This window comes from Pseudomonas vranovensis, from assembly GCF_040438935.1.
Lineage (GTDB): Bacteria > Pseudomonadota > Gammaproteobacteria > Pseudomonadales > Pseudomonadaceae > Aquipseudomonas > Aquipseudomonas vranovensis.
The window spans coordinates 1,921,905-1,939,301 of the sequence record NZ_CP159259.1 but is presented as its reverse complement, the minus strand read 5'-3'; the positions used below and the strand labels follow the sequence as shown (position 1 = coordinate 1,939,301).

At 63.5% G+C, this 17,397-nt stretch carries 14 protein-coding genes; 7 read left to right on the top strand and 7 right to left on the bottom strand.

Annotated elements, in window-relative coordinates:
- Positions 1–28: 28 nt before the first annotated feature.
- The gene (locus tag ABVN19_RS09060) at positions 29–523 is read left to right on the top strand and encodes a copper chaperone PCu(A)C (protein WP_036990191.1); all 495 of its coding nucleotides are present in this window, start codon (positions 29–31) and stop codon (positions 521–523) included.
- Here the strand turns inward: ABVN19_RS09060 and ABVN19_RS09055 are convergent.
- Together ABVN19_RS09055 and ABVN19_RS09050 are read right to left on the bottom strand one after the other, a co-directional pair.
- Entirely contained in the window at positions 514–1,659 is a 1,146-nt protein-coding gene (locus ABVN19_RS09055; RefSeq protein ID WP_028945181.1) for a glycerate kinase, read from the bottom strand. The genes ABVN19_RS09060 and ABVN19_RS09055 overlap by 10 nt on opposite strands.
- 104 nt (positions 1,660–1,763) lie before the next feature.
- A complete protein-coding gene (locus ABVN19_RS09050) occupies positions 1,764–2,864 on the bottom strand; it encodes a sugar diacid recognition domain-containing protein (protein WP_028945180.1) in 1,101 nt (366 codons plus the stop codon).
- 159 nt (positions 2,865–3,023) lie between these two features.
- Here ABVN19_RS09050 and ABVN19_RS09045 point away from each other — a divergent pair, with 159 nt between their 5' ends.
- Positions 3,024–4,355: an MFS transporter gene (locus ABVN19_RS09045; protein ID WP_028945179.1), complete on the top strand. Its 1,332-nt coding sequence runs from the start codon at positions 3,024–3,026 to the stop codon at positions 4,353–4,355.
- Positions 4,356–4,555: 200 nt separating this feature from the next.
- Positions 4,556–5,563 carry an aldo/keto reductase gene (locus ABVN19_RS09040; RefSeq protein WP_105641300.1) on the top strand — a complete coding sequence of 336 codons (1,008 nt, stop codon included), beginning with the start codon at positions 4,556–4,558 and terminating at the stop codon, positions 5,561–5,563.
- On the opposite strand, the gene nahK is transcribed toward ABVN19_RS09040, so the two are convergent.
- The 3 genes from nahK to ABVN19_RS09025 form a co-directional block, all read right to left on the bottom strand.
- A complete protein-coding gene (gene nahK / locus ABVN19_RS09035) occupies positions 5,541–8,111 on the bottom strand; it encodes a hybrid sensor histidine kinase/response regulator NahK/ErcS' (RefSeq protein WP_105641301.1) in 2,571 nt (856 codons plus the stop codon). The genes ABVN19_RS09040 and nahK overlap by 23 nt on opposite strands.
- Complete coding sequence (gene nosP / locus ABVN19_RS09030; RefSeq protein WP_105641302.1) at positions 8,041–9,204, bottom strand: nitric oxide-sensing protein NosP; 1,164 nt, start codon at positions 9,202–9,204, stop codon at positions 8,041–8,043. The genes nahK and nosP overlap by 71 nt, the downstream gene beginning before the upstream one ends.
- A 230-nt stretch (positions 9,205–9,434) precedes the next feature.
- Positions 9,435–10,616: a porin gene (locus tag ABVN19_RS09025; protein WP_105641303.1), complete on the bottom strand. Its 1,182-nt coding sequence runs from the start codon at positions 10,614–10,616 to the stop codon at positions 9,435–9,437.
- Positions 10,617–10,951: 335 nt separating this feature from the next.
- On the opposite strand from ABVN19_RS09025, the gene ABVN19_RS09020 reads away from it, so the two are divergent.
- Positions 10,952–12,022 carry an enoyl-CoA hydratase/isomerase family protein gene (locus ABVN19_RS09020; RefSeq protein WP_105641304.1) on the top strand — a complete coding sequence of 357 codons (1,071 nt, stop codon included), beginning with the start codon at positions 10,952–10,954 and terminating at the stop codon, positions 12,020–12,022.
- A gap of 16 nt (positions 12,023–12,038) precedes the next feature.
- Positions 12,039–13,190 (top strand): acyl-CoA dehydrogenase family protein, encoded by a 1,152-nt coding sequence (locus ABVN19_RS09015; RefSeq protein ID WP_028945173.1) that lies wholly within the window; start codon positions 12,039–12,041, stop codon positions 13,188–13,190.
- Between the two features lie 126 nt (positions 13,191–13,316).
- On the opposite strand, the gene pedF is transcribed toward ABVN19_RS09015, so the two are convergent.
- Positions 13,317–13,754, bottom strand: a complete 438-nt coding sequence (gene pedF / locus ABVN19_RS09010; protein WP_028945172.1) for a cytochrome c-550 PedF — start codon at positions 13,752–13,754, stop codon at positions 13,317–13,319.
- 259 nt (positions 13,755–14,013) lie between these two features.
- Between pedF and exaA the strand changes: the two genes are divergently transcribed.
- Together exaA and ABVN19_RS09000 are read left to right on the top strand one after the other, a co-directional pair.
- Complete coding sequence (gene exaA / locus ABVN19_RS09005; protein WP_028945171.1) at positions 14,014–15,885, top strand: quinoprotein ethanol dehydrogenase; 1,872 nt, start codon at positions 14,014–14,016, stop codon at positions 15,883–15,885.
- Between the two features lie 83 nt (positions 15,886–15,968).
- Positions 15,969–16,607 (top strand): pentapeptide repeat-containing protein, encoded by a 639-nt coding sequence (locus ABVN19_RS09000; RefSeq protein WP_105641305.1) that lies wholly within the window; start codon positions 15,969–15,971, stop codon positions 16,605–16,607.
- On the opposite strand, the gene ABVN19_RS08995 is transcribed toward ABVN19_RS09000, so the two are convergent.
- Positions 16,604–17,245 (bottom strand): response regulator transcription factor, encoded by a 642-nt coding sequence (locus ABVN19_RS08995; RefSeq protein WP_105641306.1) that lies wholly within the window; start codon positions 17,243–17,245, stop codon positions 16,604–16,606. The two genes, ABVN19_RS09000 and ABVN19_RS08995, sit on opposite strands and share 4 nt — an antisense overlap.
- Between the last annotated feature and the right edge of the window lie 152 nt (positions 17,246–17,397).

Sequence of the window (17,397 nt, the reverse complement as noted above, 5' to 3'; positions counted from 1 at the left end):
TTACGCCGCTGACGACAAGGAGCTGGCCATGAACATTCGAGTGTTTGCGCTGACCGCGCTGATGGTGTGTGCTGTACCGGCCCTTGCCCAGGAATACAAAGCCGGCGCACTGCTGATCGAGCAACCCTGGTCGCGGGAGCTGCCCGCCGGGCTACTCGGTGGCGCGGCCTATTTCACCGTGCACAACACCGGCAGCCAGGCCGATGAACTGGTCGGCGCCAGCAGCCCGCGTGCGCAGAAGTCGATGATCCATGTGCAGTCTTCCAGCGACGGCCTGATGCCAATGCACCACGCTCCCGCCCTGGCGATTCCCGCCCATGGCGAGGTGACTTTCCAGCCTGGTGCCAACCATGTGATGTTGTCGGGCATGGAACAGCCATTGAAGGCCGGTGAGCAGTTCCCCCTGACGCTGGAGTTCAAGAATGCCGGCAAGGTCGAGGTGCTGGTGAAGGTCCAGCCTGCCGACACCCAGGCCAGCCACGGTGACCACAGCGGTCACCGCGGCGGCCTGGCTCAACCCTGAGGGGTGCCCGCGCAGCGCCACAGGCGGGCGATGTCTTGCGCCCGCGCCTGCAGTAGCGGCGCTGCCTGGGCGCAGGCCTGCTCAAGGCTCATCGGCCCATTGGTCAGGGCAAAGGCAGCATCGATGCCGTGGGCATAGAGCTGCTCATAGCCTTCACCCAGGGTTCCGGCAATCACCACCACCGGCACCGCGTGACGCCGGGCGACACGGGCAACGCCGAACGGTGTTTTGCCGCGCAGGGTCTGCGCATCGAAACGCCCCTCGCCGGTGATCACCAGGTCGGCGCCCTGCACTGCCTGCTCCAGCCCGGCGAGTTCTGCAACCACCTCGATACCGGGGCGGAATGCCGCCTGCATAAAGGCCTTGGCCGCAAAGCCCATGCCGCCGGCGGCGCCGCAACCCGGAAAGTCACGCACGTCCTGCCCCAGGCACTGCGCGCAGTGGTCGGCAAAATGCCCCAGGGCATGGTCAAGGGCTTGTACTTGCCCGGCACTGGCACCTTTCTGTGGCCCGAAAATCGCCGAGGCACCATTGGCGCCACACAAGGGATTGTCGACGTCTGCCGCCACTTCCAGCTGCACCTGCGCCAGGCGCGGATCAAGACCGCTGGCATCCAGGCGGGCCAGGCGGGCCAGCGCCAGGCCGCCCTCGACCAGCTCCGCTCCCTGGGCATCGAACATTCGTACCCCAAGCGCACGCAGCATGCCGCTGCCCGCATCGTTGGTGGCACTGCCGCCGATGGCCAGGATGATGCGCCGGGCGCCGGCGTCGAGGGCGGCGCCAATCAACTGACCGGTGCCGTAAGTGCTGCTGCGGCAGGCATCGCGCTGCGCCAGGCCCAATAACTGCAGGCCGCTGGCCTGGGCCATCTCGATAATTGCAGTGCGAGAGTCCGCCAACCAGCCCCAACCAGCATGCACAGGCTCGGCCAACGGCCCCCGTACCTGCAGGCTGCGCAACTCGCCGGCGCATGCCGCCACGATCGCCTCCATCGTGCCTTCCCCCCCGTCGGCCATCGGGCATTTCACCAAGTGCGCATCGGGCCAAACCTGCGCCAGGCCCAGGGCAATGGCATCGGCCACCCCTTCGGCGCTGAGGCTGTCCTTGAACGAGTCGGGGGCGATGACGATTTTCATTGTGATTCTCCTGCTCCAGATCGCTGCATGCTGACAGCTGGGTAACGCGAGAGCCTCGGTCGGATGCACAAAGGCAGTGCCCGGGCTTTGGTCACTTTGCCCAATCAGCTGTCGGCGGGCAGCAATTGCAGGCCCAGGTACAGACTGAGCAGCCCTTCGAGACGCAGCGGGTCGACCTCGCTCAATTCAGCAATGCGCTCCAGGCGATAGCGCAAACTGTTACGGTGAATACCCAGGGCATCGGCACACGCCTGGCTCTGGCCGTCGTGGTTGCACCAGGCGCGCAGGGTTGCCAGCAACTGGCCGCTGCTGTCCTTGGCGCGAATGCGCTGCAGCGGCTCGAGCAATTCATCCAGGGTGTCGTCGTTGCGATGGCGCCACAACAGCGCCGGCAGGCGATAACGCGAAAGCGTGAGAATGCGTTCGGTGGGCAATACCTCGCGCCCATAAGCTTGCAGGTCGCGCACCCGTCGATAGCCTCGGCGCAGCTGTTCCGGGCTTTGTGCAGCACCGCCGCAGGCCAGGCGCTGCACCTCCCAGCCGTGACGCTGCAGCTTTTCCAGCAACCGCGCCTCATCCAGGGCCACGCTGGCGGGCCGACACCAGAGCAACGACTGTCGGGCGGGGCTGACGCACCAGCTGTCTGGGTAACGGCTCATCAACCAACTGGCCAAGGTCTCGGCGCCCGGACCGGCAGCCAGCTCGAACAGGCAGGGAATGCGCGGCAACTGTGGCTTGAGCCCCAGTTGCCGGGCTTCATCCACCAGCCGTGGCGAATCGCCGGTACCGCCCAGGAGCAAGGCCAGCAGGTCATCGCAGCGTTGCCGCCGCCACTGCTGCTCGACTTGCAGATAACGCTGGGCGAGGAGCATTTCTGCAGTCATGCGCACCAGTTCGGCATAGGTGCGCAGTTGCTGGGGGTCGCCGGTCAGGCCCAGCACGCCGATCAATCGGCCGTCGAGCAGCAGCGGCAGGTTGACGCCCGGCTGTACGCCCTTGAGGCACTTGGCGGCCTCGGCATCGAGCTCGACAATCCGACCATTGGCCAATACCAGCTGCGCCCCTTCGTGGCGGGTATTGATACGCTCCGGTTCGCCACTGCCCAGGATCAGGCCCTGGCTGTCCATGACGTTGACGTTGCAGGGCAGGATGGCCATCGCCCGATCGACGATATCTTGCGCCAGGTCATGGTCCAGCTCGAACATGGGAGGATCCTTGTTGTCGCAATGATTGGTCCGCGGCACAGCAGGCCGCTGAAAATGCTGTGCAAAAGCACAAAGACAGCCACGGTCCGCTCACCGAGACTCATCGCAAGCCGCCTCGACGAAGGTTGCTGTGATAAACATAACAACAGAGAGCAAATCATGTCATACAGCCCTGCCCCTGACCAAGGCCAAGACGACACCCGCAACGCGCTGTATCGGCGCATCACCTTGCGGCTGATCCCCTTCATCTTCATCTGCTACCTGTTCAACTACCTGGACCGGGTCAACGTTGGCTTTGCCAAGTTGCAGATGCTCGACGCACTGAAGTTCAGTGAAACCATCTACGGCCTCGGCGCCGGGATCTTCTTCATCGGCTACGTCCTCTGTGGCCTGCCCAGCAACCTGGCGCTCAACCGCTTCGGCCCGCGGCGCTGGATTGCGTTGATGATGATCGCCTGGGGGACGTTGTCGACCTGCCTGCTGTTCGTCACCACGCCCATGGAGTTCTACGTGCTGCGCCTGTTTACCGGTGCGGCCGAAGCGGGCTTCTTCCCCGGCATCGTGCTGTACCTCTCGCGCTGGTTCCCGGCTACCCGTCGCGGGCGGATCATGGCGCTGTTCATGTCGGCGATCCCGGTTTCGGGCCTGTTGGGCGGACCGTTCTCCGGCTGGATCCTCAACCACTTCGCCGCCGGCCAACATGGCCTGGCCGGCTGGCAGTGGATGTTCCTGATCCAGGGCCTGCCGACCGTGCTGCTGGGTTTCATGGCGGTATTCCTGCTCAGCGACGGCTACGCCACAGCCAAATGGCTGAGCCCGGCCGAGCGCGAGATCATCAAGCACGACCTGGCGATCGATGCGGCCAGCAAGCCCGTGACCACCAGCGACACCCTGCTGTCGGTGTTCACCAACCCGATGATCTGGACCTTCGGCTTCGTGTACTTCTGCATCCAGAGCGGCGTGTATGCGATCAACTTCTGGCTACCCTCGATCATCAAGAGCCTGGGCTTCAGCGATGCCCTGCTGATCGGCTGGTTGAGCGCCATTCCGTACCTGCTGGCCGGCGTGTTCATGCTGCTGGTGGGCCGTTCGGCAGACCTGCGCAACGAGCGCCGCTGGCACTTGGTGGTCCCCATGCTGATGGGCGCCCTGGGTTTGCTGATTGCCGTCAACTTCGCTCATAGTCCGGTGATCGCCATCCTCGGCTTGAGCATCGCCACCATGGGCGCCCTCACCGGCCTGCCGATGTTCTGGCCGATGCCGACCGCCCTGCTCAGCGCCGGTACAGCGGTGGCAGGCCTGGCCATCATCAACTCGGTGGGGCAGATGGCGGGGTTCCTGAGTCCTTACCTGGTGGGCTTCATCAAGGACCAGACGGGCTCGACCGATGCAGCGTTGTACTCGCTGGCGGGGTTGATCGTGGTGGGTAGCCTGGTGGCGCTGCGCGTGTCGCGCACACGCACCTCCCCAGCCCTGGCCGAGCAACGGTAACTGCCTTGAACCACGACCGCTGCGCGGTCGATCGCAGGCTGTCGCCAGCGGCTACACGGGCAACCTGTTGCCGCTGCCGACGAACGAAGCTGCGATCGACTGCACTGCAGTCGCCAGGTGGGAGCGAAACGCCGGGATGGATAACCCCCTCAATCCTGTGTAGAACAGACCGGATCCAAACCGCCACGGGATACACGATCATGATCTACCGTCCACTGGGCCGCAGCGGCCTGCAGGTGTCTGCCCTGACCCTGGGCAGCATGATGTTCGGCGAACAGACCCGCCCTGAAGATTCGCTGCGCATCATCGCCAAGGCCTGGGATCAGGGCATCAACTTCATCGACACCGCCGACGTCTACAACGCCGGGCGCAGCGAGGAAATCGTCGGTGAGGCCATCGCTCGCAACCGCCACGACTGGGTGCTGGCCAGCAAGGTCGGCTTCGGCGCCGCCGAGGGCATCCCCAACCGCAGCGGCCTGAACCGCAAGCATATCTTCAATGCCATCGAGGCCAGCCTGACCCGTCTGGGCACCGACTACCTGGATATCTACTACCTGCACCGCGAAGACCACGGCACGCCGCTCGAGGTTACCGTCACCGCCATGGGTGAGCTGCTGCGCCAGGGCAAGATTCGCCACTGGGGCGTGTCCAATTTCCGCGGCTGGCGCATTGCCGAGATCTGCAATGTGGCCGAGCACCTGGGCGTCGCCAAGCCCGTGGTCAGCCAGCCGCTGTACAACATCGTCAACCGTCAGGCCGAACCCGAGCAGTTGCAGGCCGCGGCGTATCACGGCCTGGGCGTCGTGCCCTTCAGCCCCCTGGCCCGCGGTGTCCTCAGCGGCAAGTACGCACCCGACGCAGCCCCTGACGCCAACAGCCGCGCCGGGCGCCAGGACAAACGCATCCTGGAAACCGAATGGCGCCCCGCGTCGCTGGCCATCGCCCAGAAGATCCACGCCTACACCCAGGAAAAAGGTGTGGGCATGGTCGAGTTCGCGATTGCCTGGGTCCTCAACAACCAACTGGTCAGCTCGGCTATCGTCGGCCCGCGCACCCAGGCCCAGTGGGACACCTACAGCGGTGCACTGCAGGTGAAGATCAGCGCCGAAGACGAAGCCTTCGTCGACGCGCTAGTGCCCCCCGGCCACGCTTCCACCCACGGCTACAACGATGTCGCCCACTTTGTCAGCGGGCGCCTGCCACGTTGACTTCACCGCCGATCAGGTGGCTGATGGCCGCCTTGAGCTTCATTGGACGCACAGGTTTGTGCAGCAACGTGTGGCCCCGCTCGCGCACCTGCTGCTTGAGTTCGTTGCTGTAGTTGGCTGTGATCATAAATGCCGGCAGCGGCGTTCGACGCTGGGCATTGATCGCCGCCACCGCATCGATACCCGTGCGCCCGCCGTCCAGGTGGTAGTCGGCAATCAGCACATCGGCCACGGCCGTATTGATCGCCACTTGCCGGGCCAGGTCCTGCTCGCTCAGGGCGACGACCACTTCACAGCCCCATTGCTCCAGCAGCGTGGCCATGGCCGTGCAGATGGCCTTGTCGTTATCCAGCACCCAGATCCGCGCCCCCACCAGTCGCTCACCCAGCGGCTCTACCCGTGGCGCCGTGTGAATTGAACGGCTTACCTGGCGACTGCACGGCACCTCCAGGGCAAACACCGAGCCTTTGCCCGGCACCGAGCGCAATTGCAGGCGGTGGCTGAGAATGCCGGCAATTTTCTCGACAATGGCCAGCCCCAGCCCCAGGCCGCGGTCCTGATCCGGCCGCTGCACATCACCACGCTTGAACTCCTGGAAGATCTCTTCACGTTTGTCTTCGGCAATGCCAATGCCAGTGTCCCAGACCTCTATCCATACGCTCCCCCTGCGACGCCGGCATCCGAGCAACACGCGGCCGCTCGGGGTATAGCGGATGGCATTGCTCAACAGGTTGCGCAAGATCCGCGCCAGCAACTGGACATCGCTGCGCACAAACAGGCTGCAGGGGCGATAGGCCAGGCGCAGCCCCTCATTGCTGGCGGCGTGGGCAAATTCGGTGGCCAGATTGTCGAGCAAGTCGCCCAGTGCGAAGGTGGCCAGGTCCGCCTTGATCACCCCCGCATCCAGTTTGGAGATATCGACCAAGGTACCGAGCAGGCTTTCCACATCGTCCAGGGAGTGGCTGACACTACGCACCAGGGCAGGATTGGCACTCTGCTGTTCGAGCAAGGCACTGGTGAACAACCGCGCAGCATTCAGCGGTTGCAGCAGGTCATGGCTGACGGCGGCGAGAAACTTGGTCTTGGACAGGTTGGCCTGCTCGGCCTCCTGCTTGGCGCGAGTCAGTTCGGCGGTACGTTCACGCACCCGCACCTCAAGGTTCTGGTAGGCCTGGTGCAGGGCTTCGGCGGTGCGCCGGCGCTCGGTGATGTCGCGGATGAGCACGAAGATCCCCACGACTTCGCCGCTGGCGGCACGGTTGGGTACATAGGAGCGCAGCATATAGCGCTCCTGGCCGTTGACGTGGGTCTCGGCGCACTCGAATGTCACGCTTTCCCCGCCCAGCGCCCTGGCAATGTAGCCTTCCAGGCGCAGGTAATGCGCGGGGCTGTGTACCTCGCGCAGGTTCTGCCCCAGCATCACCCCGCGCGGCCAGCAGTACCATTGCTCGTACACCTGGTTGGTGAACTCGTAGACCAGTTCGGCATTGAGGTAGGCGATCAGCGCCGGCACATGGTCGGTGATCAGGCGTATCCAGCGCTCGCTCTCGCTCAGTGCCTCGGCATGCAGGTAGCGCTCGGTGATGTCGGTGAAGGTGTTGACGAAGCCGCCGGTGGGCAGCGGATGCGTGCGAATCTCCAGCATCCGCCCGTCATACAGGCGCTGCTCCCGCTCGTGGATAGCGCGACCGTTGTCATCGCGACTCTCGGGCGTCAACAAGGCCAGTTCGCTGTCGGCAATTACTTCGGCGAAGGGTCGGTGTGCCGCAATCGGCGCCAGGCCGCTGAGTTCGAGAAACCGCCGGTTCCACAACTCCAGCACGCCCTCGGCATTGACCATGGCCACGCCCTGGGACAGGTTGTCGACGGCCCGTTGCAACAAGTGCGACTTTTGCGCCACCGCCTGCTCGCGGCGGCGGGTTTCGCTGTGCTTGAGTTCGGTGATGTCGGTGAACAGCATGACCCGCCCGCCGTCACGGGTCGGCCGTTCGCTGACCTGCAACCAGCGACCGTTGTGCAAGCGGTAGACCCAGTGATCGTCACTGGCGCCGCGTTGCTCTTCATTGAACAGCCCGGTGCTTTGCATCAGGCGCTTGACCTCGGCCAGGCGCATGCCGCTGATGATGCGAATCCGGCTGTTGGCCCAGAATGCCTTGAAACGGCTGTTGAACAGCACAATGCGCAAGCCCGGGTCGAACAATACAAAGGCATCGGAGATGCTCTCGATAGCATCGACCAGGTGCTGGTGCGCGGTCTCGGCGCGCAAGCGGGCGTCGCTGAGCAAGTGGTTGCTGGCCTTGAGCTCGACCAGGGTCTGGTTAAGCGCATCGGTGCGCTCGCGGACCTGTTCGGCCAGCACCACCGAATGCTGGAACGCGGCATAGGCATCATCGGGACGCGCCCCGGACTCCAGGCGTTCGATCAGAGCCGCGTTGATGCGTTCAAGCTTTTGATTGGCGTGGCGCAGCGCTTCGAGCTCAAGGTTCGAGACGCTGGCGGGGCCGTCCGATGGCAACGCCGGTGAAGGTCTGGTTGATGTGCGTGCCATTGAACTGTTCCCCATAGGAGTTGAAACCCAGCACCTGCTGGCTGCGCAAATAGGTACCGACGGCGGCCAGGTTGTCGCTGCCGTCAAGCTCCAGGCGACGCAGAAAGCAGTCGCAACCGATGGTCACCAGCAAAGGCCCCAGGCGTTGCTGCAGGCCGTCGAAAAGGTTGTGCAAGTTCGCCAGCATCGGCCCTGGACGCATGGCGGTGAGCACGATGCCGTTCTCCACGGCGCAGTAGAAACTCAAGCTGAGATCGTCATGCACCTGCTGGATCGCCCGCACGTAGTAACGCTGGTTGAGCCGCACTGCCAAGGGGTGAGCGGCGAAGATCCGGTGATCCAGCTCACTCACCGGTATGCCGATCAGCCGGGCGTACTCCTCGGCCGCAGGCTCGGCGTTGAGTTCATGCACGCGGCGCAACTGGCGATCGGCGCGGGTGACTACCAGTTTTTCGCCCCGCGGTTCGAGGTGGTGGGTGGTGAAGACTTCAAAGTCCAGCCCGGTGTTCACCAGCAACACCACCGCCGCGCCACTGTGGAAGGCACCCTCGAAGTACACATGGGTGTGGCTCAACTGGTTGTCGTCTCCGGCCGAGCCGCCGAAATGCGGGATATCTCCGAGGGCGGCGCTCAGGGCGGCAAGCACGGTTTCCTCGCGGCTGGAAAGCCCGTCGAGCAGGGTCAGGGCGAAGCTGTGGCCCTTGATCGGCGCCAGGCTGTTGCTGCGACAGCCCGTCACCAGGCGCTCGACCATCGCCTGGGCCTGGAACAGGCTGAACTGCTCCATGGCATCGATGCGTTCGGCGGCAATGGAGAATTGTCGGTGATCGAAACCCAGGGCGGTCACGCAGCCCCGGCCGTAGCCCTGGGGGGTGATCTCACCCGCGCTGGTGCAACCGGCCAGGCGAATACCGCCGAAGCTTTGCTGCAACGCCTGGGCGAGGGATGGCAGGTCGTAGCTGGCAGAACAGAAAAACAACACAAAGCCCAGGTGCGGGTGCAGCAACTGGCTGGCCAGTTCCTGGGCCACTTGCTCGGCAGCGCTGGCGCGCGAGACGGCGCTGATCACGCCTTCGCTGGAAAATGACTGCATGGCGACGGGCTCCGCCCTGGAAGATGCAGGCAGTCTAGGGCGGCCCGGGGGTGGGCCGAATGCTACTTGGGTAGTGGGTTGGGGTGTCGTTGGTTGTATGTGCCTGGATGGCGACTGCTGCGGCAGTCGATCGCGGCCTCGTTCCTCGGCAGCGGCTACCGGTTGCAGGCCGGGACCCTGTAGCCGCTGGCGACAGCCTGCGATCGACCGCGCAGCGGCCGTGGTTCGAGCTACCAGGTCAACACCGCCCCCAGCGCCAGGGTATCGGTATCCTCGTTCTGTGCATCCCCCTCGTGCCCATCGATCTCGAACTGGTTGTACTCGGCCACAAGCTTGAGGTTGTCATTGATGTCATGGAACAGCGCAATGCCCCGCGTCTCGTAGTCGGCCCCGGTGTTCACCGCACCATTGCCATCATCCTTGGTCCTGCCATACGACAATGCCAGTCGATTCTTGCCGAACCGATATGAGCCCTGCACCAGGTAGCCGGTGCTGTCCACCTCGCGCAAGGTCGCCTCCCCGGCGTTGTTGGTGAAAAACGGATTGATGCCTTTGGCGGTAAAGCCCGAGCCGGTCAGCGAGAAGACGCCCATTTTTGCCTGTACGCCGTAGCCCACGCCCTTGGAGGTCACCGAATCGACGTTGCTGTCGGTGTTGTCCGAGGTCTGGTAGCTGCCGTTGAGCCAACTGTAGATCTGCGCACCGCCCAGGTCGAACTGGTAGGTGATCTCGCTCTCGGTGCGCGGGTTCTCCTGGTAGGCTTTGCCCACCGCGCTGTCGTCGTTGGTGTCGACCGGGTCCATGATCCCTACCGCCACTCGCAAGCCTTCCATCAAGGGGGTGCGGTAGGTGATCTGCGAGGTGGGGAATGGGTACGGGTAGCCGCTGCCGATGTTGCCGAACGACACCCCGCCGCCGTCCACCAGCCCCAGGGTGTCGCTGACCTGGCCATAGCCTGCCAACAGCTCGTCAAGCAGAATGTTGGAGCGGGCGAACAGGCCGAAGTCTTTGCCGATAAGCACTTCACCCCACTCGGTGTTGGCCACGGTGCCATAGAACTGCCGCACATCGATGGCCGTGTCGGTGCCGTTGGTTTCGCTGTCGTTGATGGTCACCCAGAACGAGGCGCGGCCACCCAATTTCAACGTATCGGCCTGGCGGGTCATGTTGAAGCCCAGGGTGTTGGGCAAAAAGCCCATCTTCACCCGTGACTGGCGCCGGTCGTACTGCTCGCCAGCGCGGTCGATGTCGCTGTTGACGTAGAAGGCGTTGATATAGCCATCGGTGGAAAAGGTGGTCTGGTCCTTGTCGTAGAGCATGATGTCGGCGCAGGCCAAGGGGCTCAAGGTCAGGGCAGACAGGCTGGTGAGCAAGGGCAGGATACGGCGATGGGCATTGTTATTGTTGTGCATGACGCGCTCCGCATTCGGGGTGACTGATTCGGAGGCGATTATCGAAAGGCCTGCACCTGGCCTATACGCTGCCTTGGCGCCAACTGCCTGCTGCTTTGGCGCAAGCAGGTAGAGGGGCGGCAAGGGGAACTACTCCCCCCTTCCGCCGTGTCACAAGGCTAAAGTGGCAACACCCGACCCGGAAGGCGCACAGCCATGCAAAAATGCAGCGACCAATTGCAGTTTTACGAATTGTAATAGGCAAATTTGCACTGTTAGGATCCCCTGATCCTCGAGCGCTTACCCAGATCGTGATATTTCACGTGGAAAATCAATAACAAAGCAGGGAGACAGCGATGACCGCGCACGTTCAAACGCCAACCCAGGCGCCGATTCTGGCCCAGGTTCGCAACCATATCGGTCACTTGACCCTCAACCGCCCCGCCGGCCTCAATGCCCTGACCCTGGACATGGTGCGCCAGTTGCAGCAGCAGCTCGATGCCTGGGCGGCCGATCCGCAGGTGCAGGCGGTGGTCTTGCGTGGCGAAGGCCCCAAAGGTTTCTGTGCAGGGGGCGACATCCGTTCGCTGTATGAAAGCTACAAGGCCGGTGACAGCCTGCACCGCGATTTCTTCGTCGAGGAATACGCCCTCGACCTGTGCATCCACCACTACCGCAAACCGATCCTGGCCCTGATGGACGGTTTCACCCTGGGCGGTGGCATGGGCCTGGCACAAGGCGCTGAACTGCGCGTGGTCACCGAGCGCAGTCGCCTGGCGATGCCAGAAGTGGGCATCGGTTATTTCCCCGACGTAGGCGGCAGCTACTTCCTGTCCCGCGTCCCTGGCGAGCTGGGCACCTACCTGGGCGTCACCGGGGTACAGATCGGCGCCGCCGACGCACTGTACTGCGGCCTGGCCGACTGGTACCTGGACAGCGGCAAGCTGAGCCTGCTCGACGAGCGCCTCGATGAGCTGAACGTTGGCGACCACCCGCTCAAGGACCTGCAAGGCCTGCTGGCCAAGCTCGGCACCCAGACCCTGGACGACGCACCGCTGGCCAGGCTGCGTCCGGCCATCGATCACTTCTTCGCCCTGCCCGATGTCAGCAGTATCGTGGAGCAACTACGGGCCGTGACCGTGGCCGACAGCCATGAGTGGGCACTCAAGACCGCCGACCTGCTGGGCACCCGCTCACCGCTGGCCATGGCCGTGACCCTGGAGATGCTGCTCCGTGGCCGTCACCTGAGCCTGGAAGACTGCTTTGCCATGGAGCTGCACCTGGACCAGCAGTGGTTCGATCATGGCGACCTGATCGAAGGCGTGCGGGCGCTGATCATCGACAAGGACAAGCAGCCGCGCTGGAACCCCACCGTCCTCGCCGACCTCAACCGTTCGCGCGTGAACCAATTCTTCGAAGGCCTGTAAGGCCTGGAGTACGCAGATGCAAGACCTGGAACTGAGCGAAGAACAGATCATGATCCGCGACATGGCCCGCGATTTTGCCCGTGGCGAAATCGCGCCCCATGCCCAGGCCTGGGAAAAGGCCGGCTGGATCGATGACAACGTGGTCAAGAAAATGGGCGAGCTTGGCTTGCTCGGCATGGTCGTCCCCGAGCAATGGGGTGGCAGCTACACCGACTATGTCGCCTACGCCCTGGCCGTGGAAGAGATCGCCGCCGGCGATGGTGCCACCGGGGCCTTGATGAGTATCCACAACTCGGTAGGCTGCGGCCCCCTGCTCGCCTACGGCAATGCCGAACAACAGCAGACCTGGCTCGAGCGCCTGGCCAGCGGTGAGGTGATCGGCTGTTTTTGCCTGACCGAACCCCAGGCAGGCTCCGAGGCGCACAACCTGCGCACCCGCGCCGAGCTGCAAGGTGATCACTGGGTCATCAATGGTGCCAAGCAATTTGTCAGCAACGCGCGTCGCGCAGGCCTTGCCATCGTGTTTGCCGTCACTGACCCGGACCTGGGCAAGAAAGGCATCTCGGCGTTCCTGGTGCCTACCGACAATGAAGGCTTCGTGGTCGATCGCAGCGAACACAAGATGGGCATCCGCGCCTCCGACACCTGCGCGGTCACCTTGAACAACTGCCGTATCCCTGCCGCCAATATGCTCGGTGAGCGCGGTAAGGGCCTGGCGATTGCGCTGTCCAACCTTGAAGGCGGCCGTATCGGCATCGCCGCCCAGGCCCTGGGCATCGCCCGCGCGGCATTCGAAGCAGCGCTGGTGTACTCCCGTGACCGCATCCAGTTCGGCAAGCCGATCAACGAGCACCAGAGCATCGCCAACCTGCTGGCCGACATGCAGGTGCAGATCAACGCTGCACGCCTGCTGATCCTGCATGCCGCACGCCTGCGCAGCGCCGGCAAACCGTGCCTGAGCGAAGCCTCACAGGCCAAGCTGTTCGCCTCGGAGATGGCCGAACGGGTCTGCTCCAAGGCGATCCAGGTGCATGGCGGGTATGGGTATCTGGAGGACTATCCGGTCGAGCGTTACTACCGCGATGCGCGGATCACCCAGATCTACGAAGGCTCCAGCGAGATCCAGCGCATGCTGATCGCCCGGGAGCTCAAGCACTACGCCTTGTAGCGGTTGGCCCCCTCAACGGTAGGAGCGAGGCAGGATGCCGACTGCTTCGCAGCCGATCGCAGCCTCGTTCATCGCCAGCGGCTACAGCGGTTGTCTGTAGCCGCTGGCGGTCGTGACTCAAGCCAGTCACTCATCCACGCGCACGGTATCGAGGTAACTGCGCACCGCCCACAACGCCTCCTGGCTGAGGTAATCGGCCATCTTCGGCATGTACACCCGGCCATCGCGCACCGCGCCGTTGCGCACCCGCTCCACAAACCACTCATCACCCATCGCGCCTTCATCAAGCAGGCGCAGGTCGGGTGCAATACCCCCGGACTTGGCTTCCAGGCCATGGCACGCCGCACAGTTCTGGTTGTAGGCCGATGCGCCTATCGAGACCGCTTCGTCGTGATCCTTGCTGTTGCGGTAGGGGTTTTCCGCCCGCCACTCTTCACCAAGTTTCTCAAGGTTGCCGATGTTGACCGCCGTCGGCGTTACGTTGCCATGGGCGAACACCGCCGCACTGCTGATCAGGCTGCCCACCACCATCAGGCTCAACCAGGCGTTTTTTGCTGTTGTCATTGTTCTGCCCTCGACTGCTGTTTGCACGCGAACACCTCTCGGCTGAAAGGTTGCTCGCCAGCTTAGGCAGCCGCTGGCTACCGCCCCATGCTGCTTTGGGGGTCGCGCTCTACTCCCTTGGTCGTAGCGCTTGTGGAGCAGTGCCAAATCACAGGCGGTTTGGGAAGTTTTCCCGCAAAGGGCGGGAGTTTTTCCGTATCAAGCCGTGCAGGGAAATCCCAGGCTAGAAGGGCCAAAACCTTCATTGGGAACTCCAATCATGACAATAAGATCGTTACCCGCCTCGCTCAAGCCTCTGACTGCTGCCGTGCATACCGTGTTGCTGATGGGCAGCCTGGCCCTGGCGGCGCCCGCCTTCGCCAAGCCGGTGAGCTGGGATGACATTGCCGATGACCACAAGAGCACCGGCAACGTGCTGCAGTACGGCATGGGCACCAACGCCCAGCGCTGGAGCCCGTTGGCCCAGGTCAACGACAAGAACGTGTTCAAGCTGACCCCGGCCTGGTCTTATTCGTTCGGTGACGAAAAGCAACGCGGCCAGGAGTCCCAGGCCATCGTCAACGACGGGGTGATCTACGTCACCGGCTCCTACTCGCGGGTATTCGCCCTTGACGCCAAGACCGGCAAGCGCCTGTGGACCTACAACCACCGCCTGCCCGACAACATTCGCCCGTGCTGTGACGTCGTCAACCGTGGTGCGGCGATCTTCGGCGACAAAATTTTCTTCGGCACGCTCGATGCCCAGGTCGTGGCCCTGAACAAGGACACCGGCAAGGTGGTGTGGAGGAAGAAGTTCGGCGACCACAGCGCCGGCTATACCATGACCGGCGCCCCGACCCTGGTCAAAGACCAGAAGAGTGGCAAGGTGCTGCTCATTCACGGCAGCTCCGGCGACGAATTCGGCGTGGTCGGCCAGTTGTTTGCCCGCGACCCGGACACCGGCGAAGAAGTGTGGATGCGTCCGTTCGTCGAAGGCCACATGGGCCGTCTGAACGGCAAGGACAGCACCCCGACCGGTGACGTCAAGGCACCGTCCTGGCCGGACGACCCGAACACCGAAACCGGCAAGGTCGAGGCCTGGAGCCACGGCGGCGGTGCCCCCTGGCAAAGCGCAAGCTTCGACGCCGAAACCAACACCATCATTGTCGGCGCCGGCAACCCCGGGCCCTGGAATACCTGGGCGCGAACCTCCAAGGACGGCAACCCCCACGACTATGACAGCCTGTACACCTCCGGCCAGGTCGGCGTAGACCCCACCACCGGCGAGGTGAAGTGGTTCTACCAGCACACGCCAAACGACGCCTGGGACTTCTCCGGTAACAACGAGCTGGTGCTGTTCGACTACAAGGACAAGGACGGCAAGCAATACAAGGCCACTGCCCACGCCGACCGCAACGGCTTCTTCTATGTAGTCGACCGTACCAACGGCAAGCTCAAGAACGCCTTCCCGTTCGCCGACAACATCACCTGGGCCAGCCACATCGACCTGAAGACCGGACGCCCGGTCGAGAACCCGGGGCAACGTCCGGCCAAGCCCGAGCCTGGCCAGACCAAAGGCAAGCCAGTGGAAGTCTCGCCGCCGTTCCTGGGTGGCAAGAACTGGAACCCGATGGCCTATAGCCAGGACACCGGCCTGTTCTATGTGCCGTCCAACCAGTGGAAAGAGGAGTACTGGACCGAAGAGGTCAACTACAAGAAAGGCTCGGCCTACCTGGGCATGGGCTTCCGGATCAAGCGCATGTATGAGGATCACGTAGGCTCGCTGCGCGCCATGGACCCGACCACCGGCAAAATGGTCTGGGAGCACAAGGAGCGACTGCCACTCTGGGCCGGGGTACTGGCGACCAAGGGCAACCTGGTGTTCACCGGCACCGGTGACGGCTACTTCAAGGCGTTCAACGCCAAGACGGGCGAGGAGCTGTGGAAATTCCAGACTGGCAGCGGCATCGTCTCGCCACCCATCACCTGGGAGCAGGACGGTGAGCAGTACATCGGCGTGACCGTGGGCTACGGCGGTGCAGTACCCCTGTGGGGCGGCGACATGGCCGAGCTGACCAAGCCAGTGGCACAGGGTGGTTCGTTCTGGGTGTTCAAGATCCCGGCCTGGGATACCAAGACAGCTCAGCGTTAAGCCCTTCGCGGTGTAAGCCCGGCCCCACTCTATGGGAGCGGGCTTGCACCGCGATAGCGGTGTCACATACCCAGGAGATACTGATGAACTACCTACCTCTACTACTGGCCATAACCCTGACTCCCGCCTTCGCCGACGACGATGCCCTGCCGCGCATCAACGGCTGCCTGATCGCCCCCGAAAGCCAATGCCCCAACGCCGACCTGCGCGACGCCGACCTGAGCAATCAGGACCTGCGCAAGATCAATCTGGCCGGCGCCGACTTGCGCGGCGCCAACCTGCGCCATGCCCGCCTGGACCTGGCCAACCTGGAAAAAGCCAACCTGCAGGGCGCCAATCTCACCCGCGCCAGCCTGCAGCAAAGCAACCTGCGCCTGGCCAACCTGCAAGGCGCCACGCTGATTGCAGTGCAAGGCTGGGGCATGTTTGCCCAGGGCGCCAACTTCAGCGATGCCAACCTCAGTGCGGCCTACCTGGAATTTGCCCGGCTCTCCGGCGCCAAGCTGCACAACAGCAACCTGCAAGCGGCCGACCTTGAAATGACCTGGCTGAGCAAGGCCGACCTCAAGGGTGCAAGCCTGGCCGATACCAACCTGCAGGAAGCCAAGCTGGGTGAAAGCAACCTGGAACGTGCCGACCTGCGCGGCAGCCGCCAGCACTACGCCAACTTCCAGGACAGCAATATGGAAGGCTGCCAGGGCTGCCCGGACACCTGGAACTAAGCGGCTACCCGCAACAGTCCGACTTCGATGGCCAGATGCACCATTTCGGCCTGGGAACGGACCTGCAACTTGCTCTTGAGCAGGGTCAGGTAGTTGGACACGGTCTTGCTGCTCAGGCACAACTGTTGCGCGATCAGGCGGTTCGAGCCGCCTTTGGCCAGCATCAGGAAAATCTCGGTTTCCCGCTGGCTCAGGCCGTGCAGCCGCGCATGCACGCCCTGCCCGCCATGGGCCTGCAACGCCAGGGCGGTGGCCAGGGCCTGCTCGATGTAGGCATGCCCGCACAACACCCGCCGCACTGCCTCAAGCACTACACCCGGCTCGACGTTCTTGGAGAGAAACCCGCAGGCACCGGCATCCATCGCCTGGCGCACCAGGCCCAGCTCGGTGTGTTCGCTGAAGAACAGCACCCGCAGTTGCGGCCAGCGCTGGCGCAGGCGCCGGGTGGTTTCCAGGCCACTGATGCCCGGCAGGTCGAAATCCATGATCACCAGCCCCGGCAACTGTTCGCCAACCTTGATCAAGGCCTCCTCACCGCTACCCGCTTCCAGAATTGCAAGGCCCTCAAGGCCCTGCTCCAGGGTCCGGGCCACACCCAGGCGCAACATCGGGTGGTCATCGACCAGCAATATGGCCATGAGAGGGTTCCTTGTCCGGCGGCAGTTCACGCCATGCTAGAGCCAGCCCCTGCCCTGGCGCCTACTACTTTGGTACTGTTTTGCTTGTCGATGGTCGCATTTCCAAAGCGTTGCGCCTGGCCTGTAATGTAGGGGTGCAGCGACAACCACAA

Bases quoted from the DNA above. Each gene is read 5' to 3' on its own strand.
- ABVN19_RS09060 (WP_036990191.1), top strand. From the start codon at position 29: ATGAACATTCGAGTGTTTGCGCTGACCGCGCTGATGGTGTGTGCTGTA.
- ABVN19_RS09055 (WP_028945181.1), bottom strand. From the start codon at position 1,659: ATGAAAATCGTCATCGCCCCCGACTCGTTCAAGGACAGCCTCAGCGCC.
- ABVN19_RS09050 (WP_028945180.1), bottom strand. From the start codon at position 2,864: ATGTTCGAGCTGGACCATGACCTGGCGCAAGATATCGTCGATCGGGCG.
- ABVN19_RS09045 (WP_028945179.1), top strand. From the start codon at position 3,024: ATGTCATACAGCCCTGCCCCTGACCAAGGCCAAGACGACACCCGCAAC.
- ABVN19_RS09040 (WP_105641300.1), top strand. From the start codon at position 4,556: ATGATCTACCGTCCACTGGGCCGCAGCGGCCTGCAGGTGTCTGCCCTG.
- nahK (WP_105641301.1), bottom strand. From the start codon at position 8,111: ATGGCACGCACATCAACCAGACCTTCACCGGCGTTGCCATCGGACGGC.
- nosP (WP_105641302.1), bottom strand. From the start codon at position 9,204: ATGCAGTCATTTTCCAGCGAAGGCGTGATCAGCGCCGTCTCGCGCGCC.
- ABVN19_RS09025 (WP_105641303.1), bottom strand. From the start codon at position 10,616: ATGCACAACAATAACAATGCCCATCGCCGTATCCTGCCCTTGCTCACC.
- ABVN19_RS09020 (WP_105641304.1), top strand. From the start codon at position 10,952: ATGACCGCGCACGTTCAAACGCCAACCCAGGCGCCGATTCTGGCCCAG.
- ABVN19_RS09015 (WP_028945173.1), top strand. From the start codon at position 12,039: ATGCAAGACCTGGAACTGAGCGAAGAACAGATCATGATCCGCGACATG.
- pedF (WP_028945172.1), bottom strand. From the start codon at position 13,754: ATGACAACAGCAAAAAACGCCTGGTTGAGCCTGATGGTGGTGGGCAGC.
- exaA (WP_028945171.1), top strand. From the start codon at position 14,014: ATGACAATAAGATCGTTACCCGCCTCGCTCAAGCCTCTGACTGCTGCC.
- ABVN19_RS09000 (WP_105641305.1), top strand. From the start codon at position 15,969: ATGAACTACCTACCTCTACTACTGGCCATAACCCTGACTCCCGCCTTC.
- ABVN19_RS08995 (WP_105641306.1), bottom strand. From the start codon at position 17,245: ATGGCCATATTGCTGGTCGATGACCACCCGATGTTGCGCCTGGGTGTG.